Origin of the sequence: Pseudomonas parasichuanensis (assembly GCF_021601385.1) — a bacterium.
GTDB lineage: Bacteria > Pseudomonadota > Gammaproteobacteria > Pseudomonadales > Pseudomonadaceae > Aquipseudomonas > Aquipseudomonas parasichuanensis.
Genome location: NZ_BQHO01000019.1, coordinates 25,565 through 44,418 on the forward strand (window position 1 = coordinate 25,565; position 18,854 = coordinate 44,418).

Consider the following 18,854-nt stretch of genomic DNA (forward strand, 5'->3'; position numbering starts at 1 on the left):
CCGGCTTACAACGGCTTTGTAACGAACAGGCCATCTTCGTGGCCTTCTTCCGACCCGCCGTAGACCTGTTCGGCCACGGTGCGGATCTTGCTGCCGCGGGCAGCGAGAATCTGGTCCATGGCACCGGCGAACCAGCCGGTGAACATGTAGTCGACCTTGCGGCCGCACTTGCCGTACACATAGACGAACGCCGAGTGCTCGAGCTTGACGCTGCAGGTGCCTTTATCCAGGTCGATGTCCTGGATCTTGAACAGGCCCCAGCCACGCTGGCTCAGGCGTTTCATGTAGTGCTCGAACACCGCCACGCCTTCCAGGCCATGGCACTCGGCTTCTTTTTCGCACCAGTGCCAGGCGGACTTGTAGCCGGCCTTGTAGAGGATCTCGGCGTAGGCGTCGGCGCCCAGCACTTCCTCGATGCCCATGTGGTTGTTGACGAAGAAATGCCGAGGCACGTAGAGCATCGGCAGGGCGTCGCTGGTCCAGACACCGGTCTCGCTGTCGACTTCGATTGGCAATTGCGGGGCGATCTTGGCCATGGAAACTCAACTCCATAAAATTTTCTGTTGGGAGGCCCCGGCGTTGCTGGCCGGGGTTTTCAGGCTTGGAGTGCGGCTTACTCGCCCCACACATCCTTGAGGACGTTGACCCAGTTCTCGCCCATGATCTTGCGTACCACGCGCTCGGAATGGCCGCGCTTGAGCAGGGTCTCGGTGAGGTTGGGGAACTCGCCGACGGTACGAATACCGAGCGGGTTGATGATCTTGCCGAAGTTGGTCAGGCGGCGGGCGTAGCCCTTGTCGTGGGTCAGGTATTCGAAGAAGTCCTGGCCGTGGCCCTGGGTGAAGTCGGTGCCGATACCGATGGCGTCTTCACCGACGATGTTCATGGTGTACTCGATGGCCTCGGCGTAGTCGTCGATGGTCGAGTCGATGCCCTTGGCCAAAAACGGCGCGAACATGGTCACGCCGACGAAACCGCCGTGGTCGGCGATGAACTTCAGCTCTTCGTCCGATTTGTTGCGCGGGTGTTCCTTGAGGCCCGATGGCAGGCAGTGGGAATAGCACACCGGCTTTTTCGATTCGAGGATGACTTCTTCGGAGGTCTTGGAGCCCACGTGCGAGAGGTCGCACATGATGCCGACGCGGTTCATCTCGGCGACGATCTCGCGCCCGAAGCCCGACAGGCCGCCGTCACGCTCGTAGCAGCCGGTACCGACCAGGTTCTGGGTGTTGTAGCACATCTGCACAATGCCCACGCCCAGCTGCTTGAACACGTCTACGTAAGCGATCTGGTCTTCGAACGCATGGGCGTTCTGGAAGCCGAAGAGGATGCCGGTCTTGCCCAGTTCCTTGGCCTTGCGGATATCGGCGGTGGTGCGCACCGGCATCACCAGGTCGCTGTTGTCGCGGATCAGCTTCTGGCTGGCGGCGATGTTGTCGACGGTGGCCTTGAAGCCCTCCCACACCGACACGGTGCAGTTGGCCGCGGTCAGCCCGCCCTTGCGCATGTCTTCGAACAGCTCGCGGTTCCACTTGGCAATGATCAAACCGTCGATGACGATGCTGTCGGCGTGAAGTTCGGCTGGGCTCATCAGGCTGTCCCCTTTTATTGAGTTTGCTGGCGCCAAACCTTGTGCCGGCGCTTTGGGGCCAGCATATGCCTGCCGCCCGAGGCGCCCCGATGCAAAAACGACAGGGGGTTTGCCGAAAGCGTCAAAGCCCGACAGGGCACGCTCTGGCCTGCGCCTTGCAGATGAGAGCCAGTCTCGACAACGGCCCTTGTAAGCCTTTGATGAACATTTCGTCAGGGAGCTATCGCCGCGCCCGAGGCTGAGCGAGAATCCCTGCGATTCGTCAGCCTGTTCAGGAGAAAACGGATGAAATCAATGGCATGGCTGGTCCTGCTGGCCGTCGCATGCGGCGCCCAGGCCGCCGAGGAAGAAAGCACGCCCTGCGACAACGTCGAGACCGACCAGCAGGGCTATGCCTGCGCGGCCTACAACAAACAGACCGCCGAGCGCGAACTGAAGGCGGCCTATGACGAGCTGATCCAGCGCATCCGCGACCAGTACGCCGATGAAACCGACAAGGCCACGGCGCTGAGCGCGAAGATGGAGGCTGCGGAAAAACTCTGGGCCCAACTGCGCGATGCCGACTGCAAGGTCGAGACCTATGCCGAGAAGCCCGGCAGCAAGGCCTTCGAGGCGGCGTGGAATACCTGCGTGGCGCAGCGTAGCGACGAGCGCTCGGAGTATCTGCAGACCATCGGGCAGCAGTGATTGCCCGTATTGGCCTCATCGCCGGCAAGCCGGCTCCCACATGGACTGCACGGCAATTGTAGGAGCGGCCTTGTGTCGCGAAAGGGCTGCAAAGCAGGCCCAGCAATTTTGTATCGATCCGGAAATCCTGGGGCTGCTGCGCAGCCCGTTCGCGACACAAGGCCGCTCCTACAGAATCCATGCAACCCATGTGGGAGCCGGCTTGCCGGCGATGAGGCCGGTACAGGCAACACGCATGCTCACATCATGACACTGCCGCCACCCGCCGGTCCTCCCGCGGGCACCGCTCAAACCGGGCCCGGTAGCAACGGGTGAAATACGACGCCGACTCGAATCCGCAGGCCACCGCCACCTCCAGCACACTCATGTCGGTCTGGCGTAACAGCTGCCGGGCCTTGTCCAGGCGCAAACGCAGGTAGAAACCACTGGGCGTGTCGTCCAGGTGCAGGCGGAACAGCCGCTCCAGCTGGCGCCGGGTGACCTGTATCGCCTCGGCCAGCACCTGGGTGTTGAGCGGCAACTCGGTGTTGCGCTCCATTTCGCCGATCACCTTCACCAGCTTCTTGTTGCGCAGCCCATAACGGCTGGCGATCTGCATGCGCTGGTGGTCCTGTCGCGGGCGGATGCGGCCGAGCACGAACTGCTCGGACACCTGCACCGCCAGCTCGCTGCCATGGGCCTGGGCGATCAGGTCGAGCATCAGGTCGATGGACGCGGTGCCGCCGGCGCAGGTGATGCGCCGGCGGTCCAGTTCGAACAGCTCCTGGGTCGCCTGCAGGCGCGGGTAGCGCTCCTTGAACGCCTCCAGCGCCTCCCAGTGCAGGGTGGCGCGATAGCCATCGAGCAAGCCGGCCTCGGCCAGCAGCATGGCCCCCGTGTCGATACCGCCCAGCACCGCGCCTTCATGGTCAAGGCGGCGCAGCGCCTGTTGCAGGGCCGGCCCATAGCAGGCCAGTGGCTCGAAGCCGGCCACCACCAACAGCAGGCGTACCTGTTCACCCTCGCCCAGTGCGCCATCGGCATTCACCGACATGCCGTTGCTGGCCTGCACCGCGCCGCCATCGAGGCTGAGCACGCGCCACTGGTACAGCGCGCCGCGGAAGCGATTGGCCACCCGCAGCGGCTCGATGGCGCTGATGAAGCCCATGGCCGAGAAGCCCGGCAACAGGAGGAAATGCAGTGTTTCCGACATCCCATGCTCCCCACAAAGAAGTGGTCGCCTGCGTGCAAGTGTTGGTCGCCAGGGTGCGATTTCCCACCCCGCCACCAGCGTAGCGTGTTCTCACGGCCCGCAGAGGCCGGACCCCATAACAATATGCACTGCCGATGGAGAGCCACCATGCAACGCTTTATCCGCCGCAGCCTGTTGTCCCTCGCGCTCAGCACCACCGTAGTTACCCCCCTGTTCGCCGCCGAACCCGCCGCCTGCAAGGACGTGCGCCTGGGCGTGGTCAACTGGACCGACGTGATCGCCACCAGCGCCATGGCCCAGGTGCTGCTCGACGGCCTGGGCTACCAGACCAAGCAGACCAGCGCCTCGCAGCAGATCATCTTCGCTGGCATCCGCGACAAGCGCCTGGACATGTTCCTGGGTTACTGGAACCCGATCATGACCCAGACCATCACCCCGTTCGTTACCGCCAGCCAGGTGAAGGTGCTCGACAAGCCGAGCCTTGAGGATGCGCGCGCCACCCTGGCAGTGCCGAAATACCTCGCCGACAAGGGTTTGAAGACGTTCGCCGATATCCACAAGTTCCAGAAAGAGCTGGGCGGCAAGATCTACGGCATCGAGCCAGGCTCGGGCGCCAACACCCAGATCAAGGCGATGATCGCCAAGAACCAGTTCGAGCTGGGCAAGTTCCAGCTGGTCGAGTCCAGCGAGGCCGGCATGCTCGCCGCGGTCGACCGCGCCGTGCGGCGCAACGAGGCGGTGGTGTTCTTCGGCTGGGCGCCGCACCCGATGAACGTGAACATCGACATGGTCTACCTGGGCGACAGCCAGGACGCCCTCGGCCCGGACGAAGGCCGTGCCACGGTGTGGACGGTGACCGCGCCGGACTACGCCGAACGCTGCCCCAACGCCCACCGCCTGCTGACCAACCTGAGTTTCAGCGCCGAGGACGAGAGCCGCATGATGCAGCCGCTGCTCGACCACAAGGACGCGCTGGAATCGGCCCGCCAGTGGCTCAAGGACCACCCCGAGGACAAGGCCCGCTGGCTTGAAGGGGTGACCACCTTCGACGGCAAGCCGGCCGCCGACAACCTCAAGCTCACCGCCAACTGACAGGGCCTCATCGCCGGCAAGCCGGCTCCCACAGGCGTACTGCTCGCCAGGGTTCACCGCGAACCCTGTGGGAGCCGGCTTGCCGGCGATCGGGCCACCACCGACAGCACAAAGGAACACAACCATGAACCATGACGTCATCATCACCTGCGCCCTCACCGGTGCCGGCGACACCGTTGCCAAGAGCCACCTGGTCCCGGTCACTCCCAAGCAAATCGCCGAAGCCGCCGTCGAGGCCGCCAAGGCCGGCGCCACCGTGGTCCACTGCCACGTCCGCGACCCGCAAACCGGCCGTTTCAGCCGCGACGTGGCGCTGTACCGCGAAGTGATGGAGCGTATCCGCGAAGCCGACGTGGACATCATCGTCAACCTCACCGCCGGCATGGGCGGCGACCTGGAGATCGGCCCGGGCGAAACCCCCATGGAGTTCGGCGCCGGCACCGACCTGATCGGCCCGCTGGAGCGCCTGGCCCATGTCGAGGCACTGCTGCCGGAGATCTGCACCCTGGACTGCGGCACCCTCAACTTCGGCGACGGCAACGCCATCTACGTGTCCACCCCGGCGCAGCTGCGCGCCGGCGCCAAGCGCATCACCGAGCTGGGCGTGAAAGCGGAGCTGGAGATCTTCGACACCGGCCACCTGTGGTTCGCCAAGCAGATGATCAAGGAAGGCCTGCTGCACGACCCGCTGTTCCAGCTGTGCCTGGGCATCCCATGGGGCGCGCCGGCCGACACCACCACCATGAAGGCCATGGTCGACAACCTGCCCGCCGACGTGACCTGGGCCGGCTTCGGCATCGGCCGCATGCAGATGCCGATGGCCGCCCAGGCGGTGCTGCTGGGCGGCAACGTGCGCGTTGGGCTGGAGGACAACCTGTACCTGGACCGCGGTGTGCTGGCCAGCAACGGCCAACTGGTGGAGCGGGCCGCCGAGATCATCACCCGCATGGGTGGGCGCGTGCTGAGCCCGGCTGAAGGCCGCGAAAAGATGAACCTCAAGCGCCGTTGAACATTCCCCCCCTGTGGGAGCGGGTTTACCCGCGAAGCAGGCGACTCGGTATCTGGCACCGGCTGCGCCGGTGTTCGCGGGTAAACCCGCTCCCACAGAGTCGTCCTCCAACTCAGAACATTATTGTGAGAGCTCGACATGCCATTCATCACCGACATCAAAATCTTCGCCGCCCTGGGTAGCGGCGTCATTGGCAGCGGCTGGGTTGCCCGTGCCCTGGCCCACGGCCTGGACGTGGTCGCCTGGGACCCGGCGCCCGGCGCCGAAGCCGCGCTGCGCAAACGCATCGCCAATGCCTGGCCAGCCTTGGAGAAACAAGGCCTGGCCCCAGGCGCCGCGCAGGATCGCCTGAAATTCGTAACCACCATCGAAGCATGCGTGCGCGACGCCGATTTCATCCAGGAAAGCGCCCCCGAGCGCCTGGACCTGAAACTCGACCTGCACGCGAAAATCAGCGCTGCGGCCAAGCCCGACGCCATCATCGGCTCCAGCACCTCGGGCCTGTTGCCCAGCGAGTTCTACGAGTCGGCCACCCACCCCGAGCGCTGCGTGGTCGGCCACCCGTTCAACCCGGTGTACCTGCTGCCGCTGGTGGAGATCGTCGGCGGGCGCAACACCAGCCCGCAGGCCATCGAGGCGGCGAAAACCATCTACACCGCACTGGGCATGCGCCCGCTGCATGTGCGCAAGGAAGTCCCCGGGTTCATCGCCGACCGCCTGCTCGAAGCGCTGTGGCGCGAGGCCCTGCACCTGGTCAACGACGGCGTCGCCAGCACCGGCGAAATCGACGATGCGATCCGTTTCGGCGCCGGCCTGCGCTGGTCGTTCATGGGCACCTTCCTCACCTACACCCTGGCCGGGGGCGATGCCGGCATGCGCCATTTCATGGCCCAGTTCGGCCCCGCGCTGCAACTGCCCTGGACTTACCTGCCGGCGCCGGAACTCACCGACAAGCTGATCGACGATGTGGTCGACGGCACTGCGCAGCAACTGGGCGAGCGCAGCATCGCCGCGCTGGAGCGCTACCGTGACGACACGCTGCTGGCGGTGCTGGAGGCGGTGAAGAACAGCAAGGCCCAGCACGGCATGGCCTTCGGCGACTGAGGAGACGACGATGCCCGCACTGACCACCTACCGCACAGCCGTGCTGCCCGACTGGGTCGACTACAACGGCCACCTGCGCGACGCCTACTACCTGCTGATTTTCAGCTATGCCACCGATGCGCTGATGGAGCGCATCGGCCTGGATGCCGACGCCAGGGGCCAGAGCGGGCACTCGCTGTTCACCCTGGAGGCGCATATCAACTATTTGCACGAGGTGAAGCTGGATACCGAAGTGTGGGTACAGACGCAGATCATCGGCTTCGACAGGAAGCGCCTGCACCTGTATCACAGCCTGCATCGGGCGGGGTTCGACGAGGCGCTGGCGGCCAGTGAGCAGATGCTGCTGCATGTGGACCTGGCGGGGCCGAGGTCGGCGCCGTTTGGTGAAACGAGTGTGGAACTGCTTCGCTCGCTGGTGCATGAGCAGCATGATCTGCCAGCCGCCGAGTTGGTCGGCCGGGTGATCGCTTTGCCGGGGTAAGCCCGAGCCCCGGCGTTGTTTTCACCGGCCTCTTCGCGGGCTTGCCCGCGAAGAGGCCCGTTAAGAAAAAAACAACCCCGCAAAGCCGTGAGCCAGCGGGGCCAAGAGCGAGCAACATCCACTGTGCGAGAAGTGAGGGTGACCAAACCCTCGGTGCCGTGAATGACCCCAGTGTGCTGGCTCGCGCCCCTTGTGATTTAGCCGTAAACGACCTGTTCTTAGCCAAAGCAGCCATCGCGACAATCTGCCCTTGCCGCCCTGTCGCGCGCGACACAGAATCGGTCGTAAATCACAGCAGCACTCTCTTAGCGATAAAAGGGACAACAGCCATGATGCATGCGGATTTGATTGACCAGGACGACCTGCTGGGCCACCTGCGCTCACGGGGCTTCGATATTCCCGCCGGGGCCAGTGCCGAGCAGGCCTGCGAAGCGGTGGTGCGCGGGCTGACCGAACCCAATGCCCGGGCGCTCAAAGGCATGGTGGAACAGATGTACACCGGCAGCGCGACGATCTTGCCGGCAGTACGCCAGGCCATCGACAAGCAGTTGCTGCCGGCACTGGCGCAGTTCAACAAGCGCGCCTGAGCGCAGGCCCTACCGGCCTCATCGCCGGCAAGCCGGCTCCCACAACAGTGGGGCTATTGCAGTCACTGTGGGAGCTGGCTTGCCAGCGATGAGGCCGGCACAGGCTTCACGCGGTCTCTCCCACCTTCGCCAGCGCCAGCGTACGCTCGAACAACCCCGCCACCCCTTCCTGATGGGTCACCCCCACCACCGTGCAAGCCGGCAGTTCACGCTTGAGCATCTGCAACAGGGCCTTGGCACTGGCCATGTCCAGCTGGCTGGTGGCTTCATCGAGGTACAGCGTCTCGGGCCGATACAACAAGGCCCGCGCCATGCTCAGCCGCTGCTGCTCGCCACCGGACAACACCCGCTCCCACTCCTGTTCGTCATCCAGCCGCCCGTCCAGCGCGCTCAGCCCCACCTTGGCCAGGGCATCGATCAAGCGCCAGTCGGCGAAGCTGTCCAGCTGTGGATAAGCCAGCAGGTCGCGCAAGCGCATGCGCGGCAGGTAAGGCTTTTGCGGCAATAACAGGCTGCGCCCCGGCGGCAATTGCCAGTCGCCCTGGCAATACGGCCACAGCCCCTGCAAGGTGCGCAGCAAGGTCGATTTGCCCAGCCCGCTAGGCCCGGCCAGGCGCAGCCACTGACCGGGCTGCGCCTGCAGGTGCAGCCCGGCGAGCATCACGCTGCCGTCCGGTCGGCACAGGGTGAGGTTGCGCGTGCACAGGCATTCGCCGCGCGGCGCCGTACCCACCTGCTGGCGGGTGGCGGCGATGGCCTGTTCGAACTGGTCGAGCCGCTCCAGCGCCGCGCTCCAGCGCACCAGCTTGTTGTACAGCTTGATGAACCAGCTCAGTGAGTCGTGCACGGCGTTGAAGGCACTGCGGATCTGCATCAAGCCACCCAGGGTGATGGCCTTGGCCATGAACGCCGGCAAGGCGGCGAACACCGGGATGATCAGGCTCAGGCGCTGATAGGCGACAGTGAACAGGCCCAGGTCGCGTTCGCGCCCCATCAACTGCCGCCAGTTCTGCGCAATGGCGGCGAAGCGCTGCGCCAGCTGCTGGCGCTCGACGGTTTCGCCGCGGTACAGGGCTATCTGTTCGGCGTGATCGCGCTTGCGCAACAGGCTCGCACGGAAGTCGGCCTCGCGGTGTTCGCGCTCGTAGTTCAAGCGGTGCAGGGGTTTGCCGATCACATGGGTCAGCACGCTGCCGCACAAGGTGTAGGCCAGCACGATCCACACCAGGTAGCCATGCACGGTCCAGGTTTCACCGAACAGGCTGAAGCTCTGTACCCCCGAGAGGTTCCACAGGATCACCACGAACGCGCCAACCTGGGCCAGGTTGATCACCAGCGAGGCCACCAGCTCGATGGACAGGTCGACCATCACCTCGACGTCCTGGGCGATACGCTGGTCGGGGTTGTCCGGCTCACCGCTCAAGCCCAGGCGATAGAACGCCTGGTCGGCCAGCCAGGCATCGACCAGGCGCCCGGTCATCGCCTGGCGCCAACGCAGCACCAGGCCTTTGCGGATGTAGTCCAGGCACACGATGATCAGCACGTAGGCACCAAGGTACAGCGCGTACTGGCCAACCAGCCCGTAAAGCGCGCTGGTATCGAACGCGGTGAGGGTGTCGTAGAAGGTCTTGCTCCAGCTGTTGATCAACACGTTGATCTGCACCACCAGCAGGCCCAGGCCAATCACCGCGGCAAGCATCAGCCAGGCCTTCCACTGGCCACGGTCACGCCAGAACGGCCGGCACAGGCGGTAGAAGATGCGCAGGGTGTTCAACGGGCCTGCTCCTGTGCAGCGACCGATGGCAGCAGGCGCAGTTGTACCTGGTTGGCGCGCGGGAACAGCTGGCGTGCCTGCTGTTGCAGCTCGCCCAGGGTCAGCGCCTCGGGCAACTGTGCCTGGGTCTGCAGGTAGCGCGGGTCCTGCCAGCGGCGATCGCTGAGCACCAGGCGCTTGAACTGGGTCTGGGCATCGTCGCGGCGTTTGCTTTCCTGGCGCAGCAGCTCGCGGCGCTCGCTCACCACCCAGGCGTTATCCACCTCAAGGCTGGCCAGGGTGCGCTGGGCCATGGCCCACAGCTCATCGACCCGCGCCGGGTCGCAGGTGAACGTCAGGCTGCTTTCGACGCGCTGGGTGTCGGGGTTCAGCTCGCTGTCGAAACTCAGCCGGTACACGCCCGAAGCCTCGCCGCGCAGCTGCGCCTTGAGGCGCTGGTTGGCCAGGTCGCGCAGCACCGCCACACGCACGGCGGCTTGCGGGCTCCAGGGCTGGTCGTGGTAGCTGCTGGCCTGCACCACTGCCCGCGGTTCCAGGGCGATGGCCAGGTCGGCACGGCGTTGGCCGGGCTGCTGCAAGGCCGGCTGTCTACCGGCAACGCATTGCGGGGGATAGTCGCCAGCAGTTGGCGCGCCAGCAGTTGCACCTGTTCGTCTGGCAGGTCGGCCATCAGGTAGTAGGTGACCGGCGCACTGGCCAGGCGCAGCCAGTCGGCGTCCAGCTGCTTGGCGGTCAGGGCCTCGACCTGGCCAATTTCTGGCGCCTGCCAGTGATCGGCGCCGTACTTGAGCTGGCGCTGTGTGGTCTCCTGGCGGCTGCGCACGTCATCGGGGCGGCAGCGCTGGCGGGCAGTTCGGCGAGGATCTCGTCGCCGCCGGGCTGGGCCTTTTCCGTGGCCGTGCGGCGGGTCTGGTCGAGGGCCAGGTTGCGCACGATGCGGTAGAGGTAGCTGGCGGGGTGGCGGATGTCGGCATCGCCTGGCTGGCGGCTGAAGCGCAGCCAGGCTTCCTGGACGACATCCTCGGCGCGGGCGCGGCAGCCGACGATGGGCGTGGCGTAATCGACCAGTGCCGGGCGGTGGGCCAGGTAGAGCTGCAGTTTTTCGTCCGCCACGGGGTGGTATGCCAGGGAGCTTACGGGGGCGGCGATGCTACCTGTTATCGAGAATCATTATCAATATATGGATTTATGTTGCCGCCGCGGACCTCTTCGCGGGTAAACCCGCTCCCACAGGGTTTACGCAGTCCTCAAGGTCTGCACAAATCCTGTGGGAGCGGGTTTACCCGCGAAACGGGCGACGCGGTGTCAGAGCCTGACGCTGGCGAAGGTCGACTCGTTGCGCGCCTGGCTCAGGGCAGCCAGCGGGCCGCTGTGCGGCGACAGCGCCATGGCCTGCGGGATCGGCATCATCGCCACCTGCTGGGTGGTGTTGGAGCCCACGCGCTCGTCACGCGGCGGGATGCCGAAGTACTCGCGGTAGCACTTGGAGAAGTGCGGCGTGGACACGAAGCCGCACACCGAGGCCACCTCGATGATCGACATCGGCGTCTGCTTGAGCAGTTGCCGCGCGCGGATCAGGCGCAGCTTGAGGTAATAGCGCGATGGCGAGCAGTGCAGGTACTTCTGGAACAGGCGCTCGAGCTGGCGCCGCGACACCGCTACGTACACCGCCAGTTCGTCGAGGTCGATCGGCTCTTCGAGGTTGGCCTCCATCAGCGCGACGATTTCCTGCAGCTTCGGCTGGTTGGTGCCGAGCATGTGCTTGAGCGGCACGCGCTGGTGGTCCTGTTCGTTGCGGATGCGCTCGTAGACGAACATCTCGGAGATTGCCGCCGACAGTTCGCGGCCGTGATCGCGGCTGATCAGGTGCAGCATCATGTCCAGCGGCGCGGTGCCGCCGGAGCTGGTGAAGCGGTTGCGGTCGAGGGTGAACAGGCGGGTGCTCATGTTCACCCGTGGGTAGGCCTCCTGCATGGCGGCCAGGCATTCCCAGTGCACGCTGCAGTCGAAGCCGTCGAGCAGGCCGGCGCAGGCCAGCGCCCAGCTGCCGGTGCACACCGCGCCGAGGCGGCGCGATTGGCGGGCCTGGGCCTGCAGCCAGGTGACGTGCTCGCGGGTGACGGTGCGCTGGATGCCCACGCCGCCGCAGACGATCACGGTGTCGATGGGTGGGGCGCTGTGCATGGCGGCGTCGGGGGTGATCTGCAGGCCATCGCTGGCCCAGACCTGGCCGCCGTCGGCGGTCAGGGTATGCCAGCGATACAGCTCGCGGCCGGACAGCTGGTTGGCCATGCGCAGCGGTTCGACCGCGGACGCCAGGGAAATGAGGGTGAAGTTGTCCAACAGGAGAAAACCAATGGACTGGGGTGCTGTGCGGTTCTGGGTTGGGGTCCCGGAGGTGTACGACGTCATCGCGATTTCTCCTCACACAATGCAGGGTGTGCCTCAGGCGAGCACTGTTCTTGTAATGGCCCCGTTTCGTATGCAGGGGCTTTGCCAATCTCAACGCAAATGGCATGCCTGAAATTGAACACTCATCCAATAAAACCCAAAAACGACCTCGACAAGCGGCATGCAGCGGGCTCTGGATCGAGCGTAGACCTAAACGCAAACAGGCGCGCCAGCGCCTGTGGATCAATCAGCTGAGCAATTCGGTAGCACTGCTGGGAAGGTTGCCCAGATGCGACAGACTTGAGTGTCACCGACAACGACCCTACCGGTAACGACAGCCGACAGCCGGTAGATGACAACCGCTGCGCCAAAATGTGGCGCAACGGTCAGGCGCGGGCAGAAACGGCGCATCAGCACTCGATGGCGCTGACGGCGAGGCCCCCGCGCGAGGTTTCCTTGTACTTGTCGTGCATGTCGGCGCCGGTGTCGCGCATGGTGCGGATCACCTGGTCGAGGGAGATGAAGTGCTCGCCGTCGCCGCGCAGGGCCATTTGCACGGCGTTGATCGCTTTTACCGCAGCGATGGCGTTGCGCTCGATGCACGGTACCTGGACCAGGCCACCGACCGGGTCGCAGGTGAGCCCGAGGTTGTGCTCCAGGGCGATCTCGGCGGCGTTTTCCAGTTGCGGCGGGGTGGCACCGAGCACTTCGGCCAGGCCAGCGGCGGCCATGGCGCAGGCCGAGCCGACCTCGCCCTGGCAGCCGACCTCGGCGCCGGAAATCGACGCGTTCTTCTTGCACAGGATGCCGACGGCTGCGGCACCGAGGAAGAAGTCGACCACGTTGGACTCGTCCACCACGTCGGAAAAACGCATGTAGTAGTGCAGCACCGCCGGGATGATCCCCGCCGCGCCGTTGGTGGGCGCGGTGACCATGCGCCCGCCGGCGGCGTTTTCTTCGTTGACCGCCAGGGCGAACAGGTTGACCCATTCCATGGCGCTCATGGTCGAGCCGATCACATTGGGTTTGCCGATCTCCTGCAGGCTGCGGTGCAGCTTGGCGGCGCGGCGGCGCACATTGAGCCCGCCGGGCAAGGTGCCCTCGTGCTTGAGGCCGTTGCTCACGCATTCCTGCATGGCGCTCCAGAGCTTGAGCAGGCCGGCGCGGATCTCTTCCTCAGTGCGCCAGACCTTCTCGTTCTCCAGCATCAATTGCGACACGCGCAGGTCGTTTTGCTTGCACAGGCGCAGCAGCTCGGCGGCGCTGTTGAAATCGTACGGCAGCACGGTCTGGTCGGCGTCCAGCACGCCGCTGGCAGCCTGGGCGGCATCGACCACGAAACCGCCGCCCACCGAGTAGTAGGTGTCGCGGTGCAACTCGCCGCCCTCGCCTTCGGCCACCAGGGTCATGGCGTTGGGGTGGTACGGCAGGTTCTCGTCCAGCAGCAGCATGTCGCGGGCCCAGACGAATTCGATGGGCAGGCGGTTGTCGAGCTTGAGCACGTTGGTTTCGCGCAGGTCGGCGATGCGCGGGGTGATCTGGGCCGGGTCGATGGCGTCGGGCCATTCGCCCATCAGGCCCATGATGGTGGCGCTGTCGGTGCCATGCCCGACACCGGTGGCCGACAGCGAGCCATACAGCCGCACTTCGATGCGCCGCACCTGGTCCAGCTCGCCGCGTTGGCGCAGGCCCTGGACGAACAGGGCGCCGGCGCGCATGGGGCCGACGGTGTGGGAGCTGGAAGGCCCGACACCGATCTTGAACAGGTCGAACACGCTGATGGCCATTGTCGCTTCACCTCTTGATGGGCTTGCCTGGTCGCGCCAAACGCCGCCTTGCACAACTGCTAGGCTGAAGCGTCGAGCCGCCTTGGAATGCTCGCATCATCGGGCTTTTGCCCACCCCCTCGCCGTCTGCAACCGACGTACTTTTGTCCAGCTGCGCCGCACTGATCCGGTCCGGTTCGCGCCGTTTTGCAGCGCTCGGACGGCGTAAAAACCCGGCCATGGGGGTGGAAAAATCCAGTTGCGACATTGCCCGTACTGGATGCGACCCGTCCTGTACTGGATACGACGCCACCAGTAGGCGATTGCCGAACGCTGGAGGATTATCGAAAGCGACTCGTTTTGCACGGCCTCGCATCCTGCCCTCTGCAGGCCTGGCTGATCGGCCCGCTAGAAAGCGCCGACGGCCCCCGCGAACCCGAAGATAAAATCACAGGAGTCCACCTATGAAAGCTTCACCCTCGCTGTTGCTGGTTGCGATGTTGTCCGCTCCATTGCTGGCCCAGGCTGCAGAACCCGAACAGTGCCAGACGGTACGGTTCTCCGACGTCGGCTGGACCGACATCACCGTGACCACCGCGATGACCAGCGTGGTGCTCGAGGCCTTGGGGTACAAGACTCACACCAACATGATCTCGGTGCCGGTGACCTACAAGTCGCTGGCCGGGGGCAAGGACCTCGACGTGTTCCTCGGCAACTGGATGCCGACCATGGAAAACGACATCAAGCAGTACCGCGATGCCGGTACCGTCGAGACCGTGCGCGCCAACCTGGAGAACGCCAAGTACACCCTGGCGGTGCCCCAGGCGCTGTATGACAAGGGCCTGAAGGATTTTGCCGACATCCCCAAGTTCAAGAAGGAACTGGAAGGCAAGATCTACGGCATCGAGCCGGGCAACGACGGCAACCGCACCATCCAGAGCATGATCGACAAGGACGCCTTCGGCCTCAAGACAGCCGGCTTCAAGCTGGTGCAGTCCAGCGAGGCGGGCATGCTGTCGCAGGTCGATCGTGCGCAAAAACGGGGTGAGGCGGTGGTGTTCCTGGGTTGGGAACCGCACCCGATGAACAAGCGCTTCGCCATGAAGTACCTCACCGGCGGCGATGAGTATTTCGGCCCCGACTTCGGCAAGGCCACCGTGCTGACCAACACCCGCAAGGGCTATGCGCAGGAATGCAGCAACGTCGGCCAGCTGTTGAAGAATCTGTCGTTCACCCTCGACATGGAAAGCGAGCTGATGGGCAAGGTGCTGGACGACAAGATGAAAGCCGACGCGGCCGCCAAGGCGTGGCTGAAGAACAACCCGCAAGTGCTCGACACCTGGCTGGCCGGGGTGACGACCGTGGATGGCAAACCGGGCCTTGAGGCGGCCAAGGCCAAACTGACGCAATAACGCAAGGCGCTATGGCAACACCGCGGGGTGGGACCGTGCCCACCCCGAACTGATTTCAATCTTTGCAGGTGGAAGCTCGCTATCATGCTTATCGATCAGAAAATACCCCTGGGGCAGTACATCGCCTCATTCGTCGAATGGTTGACCCAGAATGGCGCCGATTACTTCGACGCCATCGCCAAGGGCCTGGAGTTCATGATCCATGGCGTCACCGGCGCCCTGACCTGGTTCAACCCGTTCGTGCTCATCGCCCTGTTCGCCGCCCTCGCGCACCTGATCCAGCGCAAATGGGCCCTTACCGTATTCGTCGCCCTGTCGTTCCTGCTGATCCTCAACCTGGGGTACTGGCAGGAAACCATGGAAACCCTGGCGCAAGTGAGCTTCGCTACCGTGGTGTGCGTGGCCATCGGCGTGCCGCTGGGCATCGTCGCCGCGCACAAACCGATGTTCTACACCGGCATGCGCCCGGTGCTGGACCTGATGCAGACCGTACCCACCTTCGTGTACCTGATCCCTACGTTGACCCTGTTCGGCCTGGGCGTGGTGCCGGGGCTGATCTCGACGGTGGTGTTCGCCATCGCCGCGCCCATCCGCCTCACTTACCTGGGCATCTGCGACGTGCCGCAGGAGCTGCTCGACGCCGGCAAGGCCTTCGGCTGCTCGCGCCGCCAGCTGCTGACCCGCATCGAACTGCCCCACGCCATGCCGAGCATCGCCGCCGGCGTGACGCAATGCATCATGCTGTCGCTGTCGATGGTGGTGATCGCCGCCCTGGTGGGCGCCGACGGCCTGGGCAAACCTGTGGTCAACGCACTGAACACCGCCGATATCTCGCTCGGCTTCGAAGCGGGCCTGGCGATCGTGCTGCTGGCGATCATGCTGGACCGTATCTGCAAGCAACCGGAACTGCCGGTAAGGGGTGAGGCATGAGCATCATTCGTTTCGAAGACGTCGACGTCATCTTCTCCAGCAAGCCGCGCGAGGCGCTGGCGCTGCTGGACGAAGGCAAGACCCGTGAACAGATCCTCAAGCAGACCGGCCTTGTGGTCGGTGTCGAGAAGGCCAACCTGGACATCAACAAGGGCGAGATCTGCGTGCTCATGGGGCTGTCCGGTTCGGGCAAGTCGAGCCTGCTGCGCTGCATCAACGGCCTGAACACCGTCAGCCGCGGCAAGCTGTTCGTCGAGCACGAAGGCAAGCACATCGACATCGCCCACTGCACCCCGGCAGAGCTGAAGATGATGCGCACCAAGCGCATCGCCATGGTGTTCCAGAAGTTCGCCCTGATGCCCTGGCTGACGGTGCGCGAGAACATCAGCTTCGGCCTGGAAATGCAGGGCCGCCCGGAGAAGGAACGGCGCAAGCTGGTCGATGAAAAGCTCGAACTGGTGGGCCTGACCCAATGGCGCAATAAAAAGCCCGACGAGCTCTCCGGTGGCATGCAGCAACGCGTGGGCCTGGCCCGGGCGCTGGCGATGGATGCCGACATCCTGCTGATGGACGAACCGTTCTCGGCGCTCGACCCGTTAATCCGCCAGGGCCTGCAGGATGAGCTGCTGGCCCTGCAAAGCAAACTCAGCAAGACCATCGTGTTCGTCAGCCACGACCTGGACGAGGCCCTGAAGCTGGGCAGCCGCATCGCCATCATGAAGGACGGGCGGATCATCCAGTACAGCAAGCCCGAAGAGATCGTGCTGAACCCGGCCGACGAGTACGTGCGTACTTTCGTCGCCCACACCAACCCGCTGAACGTGCTGTGCGGCCGCAGCCTGATGCGCACCCTGGACAAGTGCAAGCGGGTCAACGGCTCGGTGTGCCTGGACCCGGGCGGCGATTCGTGGCTGGACCTGGGCGAAGGCAACTCGATCAAGCGCGCGCGCCAAGGGCAGAACGGGCTGGACATGCAGAACTGGGTGCCGGGGCAGGCCGTGGAGGCGCTGGATCGCCGGCCGACCGTGGTGCACGCCGACATCGGCATGCGCGAGGCGCTGCAGATTCGTTACCAGACTGGCAACAAGCTGGTGCTGCAGGAAAACAACAAGCTCGTGGGGATTTTGGGGGATACCGAGCTGTATCACGCGTTGTTGGGCAAGACACACGGGTGATGCAATTGGGGCCGCCTTGCGGCCCTTTCGCCGGCAAGCCGGCTCCCACAGGGCGTTGCGTATGCCTTGTGGGAGCCGGCTTGCCGGCGAAAGGGCTGCAAAGCAGCCCCAATCAAGTTTTCAGCGAACCACGATCCCGCGCGAAGCCATGTAGGCCTTGGCCTCTGGCACGGTGTACTCGCCAAAGTGGAAGATGCTCGCCGCCAGCACCGCGCTGGCATGCCCTTCCAGAATCCCGTCGGCCAGGTGCTGCAGGTTGCCCACACCACCGGAGGCAATCACCGGGATCCCCAGCGCATCGCTGATGGCGCGGGTCACGCCCAGGTCGAAACCGTTCTTCATGCCGTCCTGGTCCATGCTGGTCAGCAGGATCTCACCGGCCCCCAGGCCTTCCATCTTCTTCGCCCACTCCACCGCATCCAGCCCGGTAGGCTTGCGCCCGCCGTGGGTGAAGATCTCCCAGCGCGGGGTTTCACCCGGGCCTGAGACCTTCTTGGCGTCGATGGCGACGACGATGCACTGCGACCCGAAACGGTCGGCCGCTTCGCCGACGAACTCAGGGTTGAACACCGCGGCGGTGTTGATCGAGACCTTGTCGGCACCGGCGTTGAGCAGGTTGCGGATATCTTGCACGGTGCGCACGCCACCGCCCACGGTCAGCGGGATGAATACCTGGCTGGCCATGCGCTCGACGGTATGCAAGGTGGTGTCACGGCCATCGACGCTGGCGGTGATATCCAGGAAGGTGATCTCGTCCGCGCCCTGCTCGTTGTAGCGCCGGGCAATTTCCACCGGGTCACCGGCATCGCGGATGTTCTCGAACTTGACGCCCTTGACCACCCGGCCGTTGTCCACGTCCAGGCAAGGGATGATGCGCTTGGCCAGTGCCATGGTCGCTCCTCAGCCTTGGTAGTTGTCGCAGAAGGCCTGGGCCTCGGCGACGTCGAGGGTGCCTTCGTAGATGGCACGGCCGGTGATGGCGCCGATGATGCCGGGGGCCTTGGCGTCCAGCAGGGCCTTGATGTCACCCAGGTTGTGAATGCCGCCCGAGGCGATCACCGGAATGCGCGTGGCTTCGGCCAGGGCCTTGGTGAAGGGCACGTTGCAGCCCTGCATCATGCCGTCCTTGGCGATGTCGGTGTAGACGATCGACGAGACGCCATCGGCCTCGAAACGCTTGGCCAGGTCGATGACCTGCACGCTGCTCACTTCGGCCCAGCCGTCGGTGGCGACGAAACCGTCCTTGGCGTCCAGGCCAACGATGATCCGGCCTGGGAAGGCTTTGCACGCCTCGGCAACGAACTCCGGCTGCTTGACCGCCTTGGTGCCGATGATCACGTGGCTGACGCCGGCCTTGACGTAGTGCTCGATGGTTTCCAGCGAGCGGATGCCGCCGCCGATCTGGATCGGCAGGTTCGGGTAGCGCTTGGCGATGGCGGTGACCACTTCACCGTTGACCGGCTGGCCTTCGAAGGCGCCGTTGAGGTCGACCAGGTGCAGGCGGCGGCAGCCACCCTCGACCCATTTGGCGGCCATGCTCACCGGGTCGTCGGAGAATACCGTGGAGTCTTCCATGCGGCCTTGGCGCAGACGCACGCAAGCGCCGTCCTTCAGATCGATAGCGGGGATAATCAGCATCTTGGAAACCTGTCTTGTTCGTTGA

19 protein-coding genes are annotated in these 18,854 nt (G+C 64.7%); 9 read left to right on the forward strand and 10 right to left on the reverse strand.

The features are described 5' to 3' along the window. Positions 1-5: 5 nt before the first annotated feature. Together L6D77_RS15985 and L6D77_RS15990 are read right to left on the reverse strand one after the other, a co-directional pair. The gene (locus L6D77_RS15985; RefSeq protein ID WP_232883717.1) at positions 6-536 is read right to left on the reverse strand and encodes a DUF5943 domain-containing protein; all 531 of its coding nucleotides are present in this window, start codon (positions 534-536) and stop codon (positions 6-8) included. Between the two features lie 77 nt (positions 537-613). Beyond that, entirely contained in the window at positions 614-1,591 is a 978-nt protein-coding gene (locus L6D77_RS15990) for a dipeptidase (RefSeq protein ID WP_003257506.1), read from the reverse strand. Positions 1,592-1,876: 285 nt separating this feature from the next. On the opposite strand from L6D77_RS15990, the gene L6D77_RS15995 reads away from it, so the two are divergent. Then, on the forward strand, positions 1,877-2,278 hold the full coding sequence (locus L6D77_RS15995) for a lysozyme inhibitor LprI family protein (protein WP_232883715.1): 402 nt from the start codon (positions 1,877-1,879) through the stop codon (positions 2,276-2,278). 244 nt (positions 2,279-2,522) lie between these two features. Here the strand turns inward: L6D77_RS15995 and L6D77_RS16000 are convergent, their stop codons facing one another. Continuing rightward, on the reverse strand, positions 2,523-3,470 hold the full coding sequence (locus L6D77_RS16000; protein WP_232883713.1) for a GlxA family transcriptional regulator: 948 nt from the start codon (positions 3,468-3,470) through the stop codon (positions 2,523-2,525). A 147-nt stretch (positions 3,471-3,617) separates the two neighbouring features. Between L6D77_RS16000 and choX the strand changes: the two genes are divergently transcribed. The 5 genes from choX (at position 3,618) to L6D77_RS16025 (ending at position 7,743) form a co-directional block, all read left to right on the forward strand. Further along, the gene (gene choX / locus L6D77_RS16005) at positions 3,618-4,562 is read left to right on the forward strand and encodes a choline ABC transporter substrate-binding protein (RefSeq protein ID WP_232883711.1); all 945 of its coding nucleotides are present in this window, start codon (positions 3,618-3,620) and stop codon (positions 4,560-4,562) included. Positions 4,563-4,686: 124 nt separating this feature from the next. Beyond that, complete coding sequence (cdhC, locus tag L6D77_RS16010; protein WP_217841394.1) at positions 4,687-5,571, forward strand: 3-dehydrocarnitine:acetyl-CoA trimethylamine transferase CdhC; 885 nt, start codon at positions 4,687-4,689, stop codon at positions 5,569-5,571. Between the two features lie 138 nt (positions 5,572-5,709). Further along, entirely contained in the window at positions 5,710-6,675 is a 966-nt protein-coding gene (locus L6D77_RS16015; RefSeq protein ID WP_232883301.1) for an L-carnitine dehydrogenase, read from the forward strand. Between the two features lie 10 nt (positions 6,676-6,685). Continuing rightward, positions 6,686-7,156, forward strand: a complete 471-nt coding sequence (locus L6D77_RS16020) for a thioesterase family protein (protein WP_232883300.1) — start codon at positions 6,686-6,688, stop codon at positions 7,154-7,156. 329 nt (positions 7,157-7,485) lie between these two features. Next, the gene (locus tag L6D77_RS16025) at positions 7,486-7,743 is read left to right on the forward strand and encodes a hypothetical protein (protein ID WP_232883299.1); all 258 of its coding nucleotides are present in this window, start codon (positions 7,486-7,488) and stop codon (positions 7,741-7,743) included. 106 nt (positions 7,744-7,849) lie between these two features. Here L6D77_RS16025 and L6D77_RS16030 read toward each other — a convergent pair whose 3' ends face one another. The 5 genes from L6D77_RS16030 to L6D77_RS16050 all read right to left on the reverse strand — a co-directional run bounded on the left by L6D77_RS16030 (position 7,850) and on the right by L6D77_RS16050 (position 13,695). Beyond that, a complete protein-coding gene (locus L6D77_RS16030; RefSeq protein ID WP_232883298.1) occupies positions 7,850-9,517 on the reverse strand; it encodes an ABC transporter ATP-binding protein/permease in 1,668 nt (555 codons plus the stop codon). Continuing rightward, the gene (locus L6D77_RS16035; protein WP_232883297.1) at positions 9,514-10,095 is read right to left on the reverse strand and encodes a peptidase M16 family protein; all 582 of its coding nucleotides are present in this window, start codon (positions 10,093-10,095) and stop codon (positions 9,514-9,516) included. The genes L6D77_RS16030 and L6D77_RS16035 overlap by 4 nt, the downstream gene beginning before the upstream one ends. 154 nt (positions 10,096-10,249) lie before the next feature. Beyond that, positions 10,250-10,630: a sigma factor gene (locus L6D77_RS16040; protein ID WP_232883296.1), complete on the reverse strand. Its 381-nt coding sequence runs from the start codon at positions 10,628-10,630 to the stop codon at positions 10,250-10,252. 192 nt (positions 10,631-10,822) lie between these two features. Continuing rightward, positions 10,823-11,929, reverse strand: a complete 1,107-nt coding sequence (gene gbdR / locus L6D77_RS16045) for a choline metabolism transcriptional regulator GbdR (RefSeq protein ID WP_110992254.1) — start codon at positions 11,927-11,929, stop codon at positions 10,823-10,825. A gap of 389 nt (positions 11,930-12,318) precedes the next feature. Then, positions 12,319-13,695: an L-serine ammonia-lyase gene (locus L6D77_RS16050; protein ID WP_232883295.1), complete on the reverse strand. Its 1,377-nt coding sequence runs from the start codon at positions 13,693-13,695 to the stop codon at positions 12,319-12,321. Positions 13,696-14,138: 443 nt separating this feature from the next. On the opposite strand from L6D77_RS16050, the gene L6D77_RS16055 reads away from it, so the two are divergent. The 3 genes from L6D77_RS16055 to choV all read left to right on the forward strand — a co-directional run bounded on the left by L6D77_RS16055 (position 14,139) and on the right by choV (position 17,191). Further along, positions 14,139-15,086, forward strand: coding sequence for a choline ABC transporter substrate-binding protein (locus L6D77_RS16055; protein WP_232883294.1), 948 nt, complete (start codon positions 14,139-14,141; stop codon positions 15,084-15,086). 81 nt (positions 15,087-15,167) lie between these two features. Continuing rightward, positions 15,168-16,016 carry a choline ABC transporter permease subunit gene (gene choW, locus L6D77_RS16060; protein ID WP_178125776.1) on the forward strand — a complete coding sequence of 283 codons (849 nt, stop codon included), beginning with the start codon at positions 15,168-15,170 and terminating at the stop codon, positions 16,014-16,016. Next, positions 16,013-17,191: a choline ABC transporter ATP-binding protein gene (choV, locus tag L6D77_RS16065; protein WP_232883293.1), complete on the forward strand. Its 1,179-nt coding sequence runs from the start codon at positions 16,013-16,015 to the stop codon at positions 17,189-17,191. Before choW ends, choV begins: the two co-directional genes overlap by 4 nt. A gap of 120 nt (positions 17,192-17,311) precedes the next feature. On the opposite strand, the gene hisF is transcribed toward choV, so the two are convergent. Next, positions 17,312-18,082, reverse strand: coding sequence for an imidazole glycerol phosphate synthase subunit HisF (hisF, locus tag L6D77_RS16070; protein WP_008091498.1), 771 nt, complete (start codon positions 18,080-18,082; stop codon positions 17,312-17,314). A 9-nt stretch (positions 18,083-18,091) separates the two neighbouring features. After that, positions 18,092-18,829 (reverse strand): 1-(5-phosphoribosyl)-5-[(5-phosphoribosylamino)methylideneamino]imidazole-4-carboxamide isomerase, encoded by a 738-nt coding sequence (gene hisA, locus L6D77_RS16075; RefSeq protein WP_194788288.1) that lies wholly within the window; start codon positions 18,827-18,829, stop codon positions 18,092-18,094. Positions 18,830-18,854: the final 25 nt, after the last annotated feature.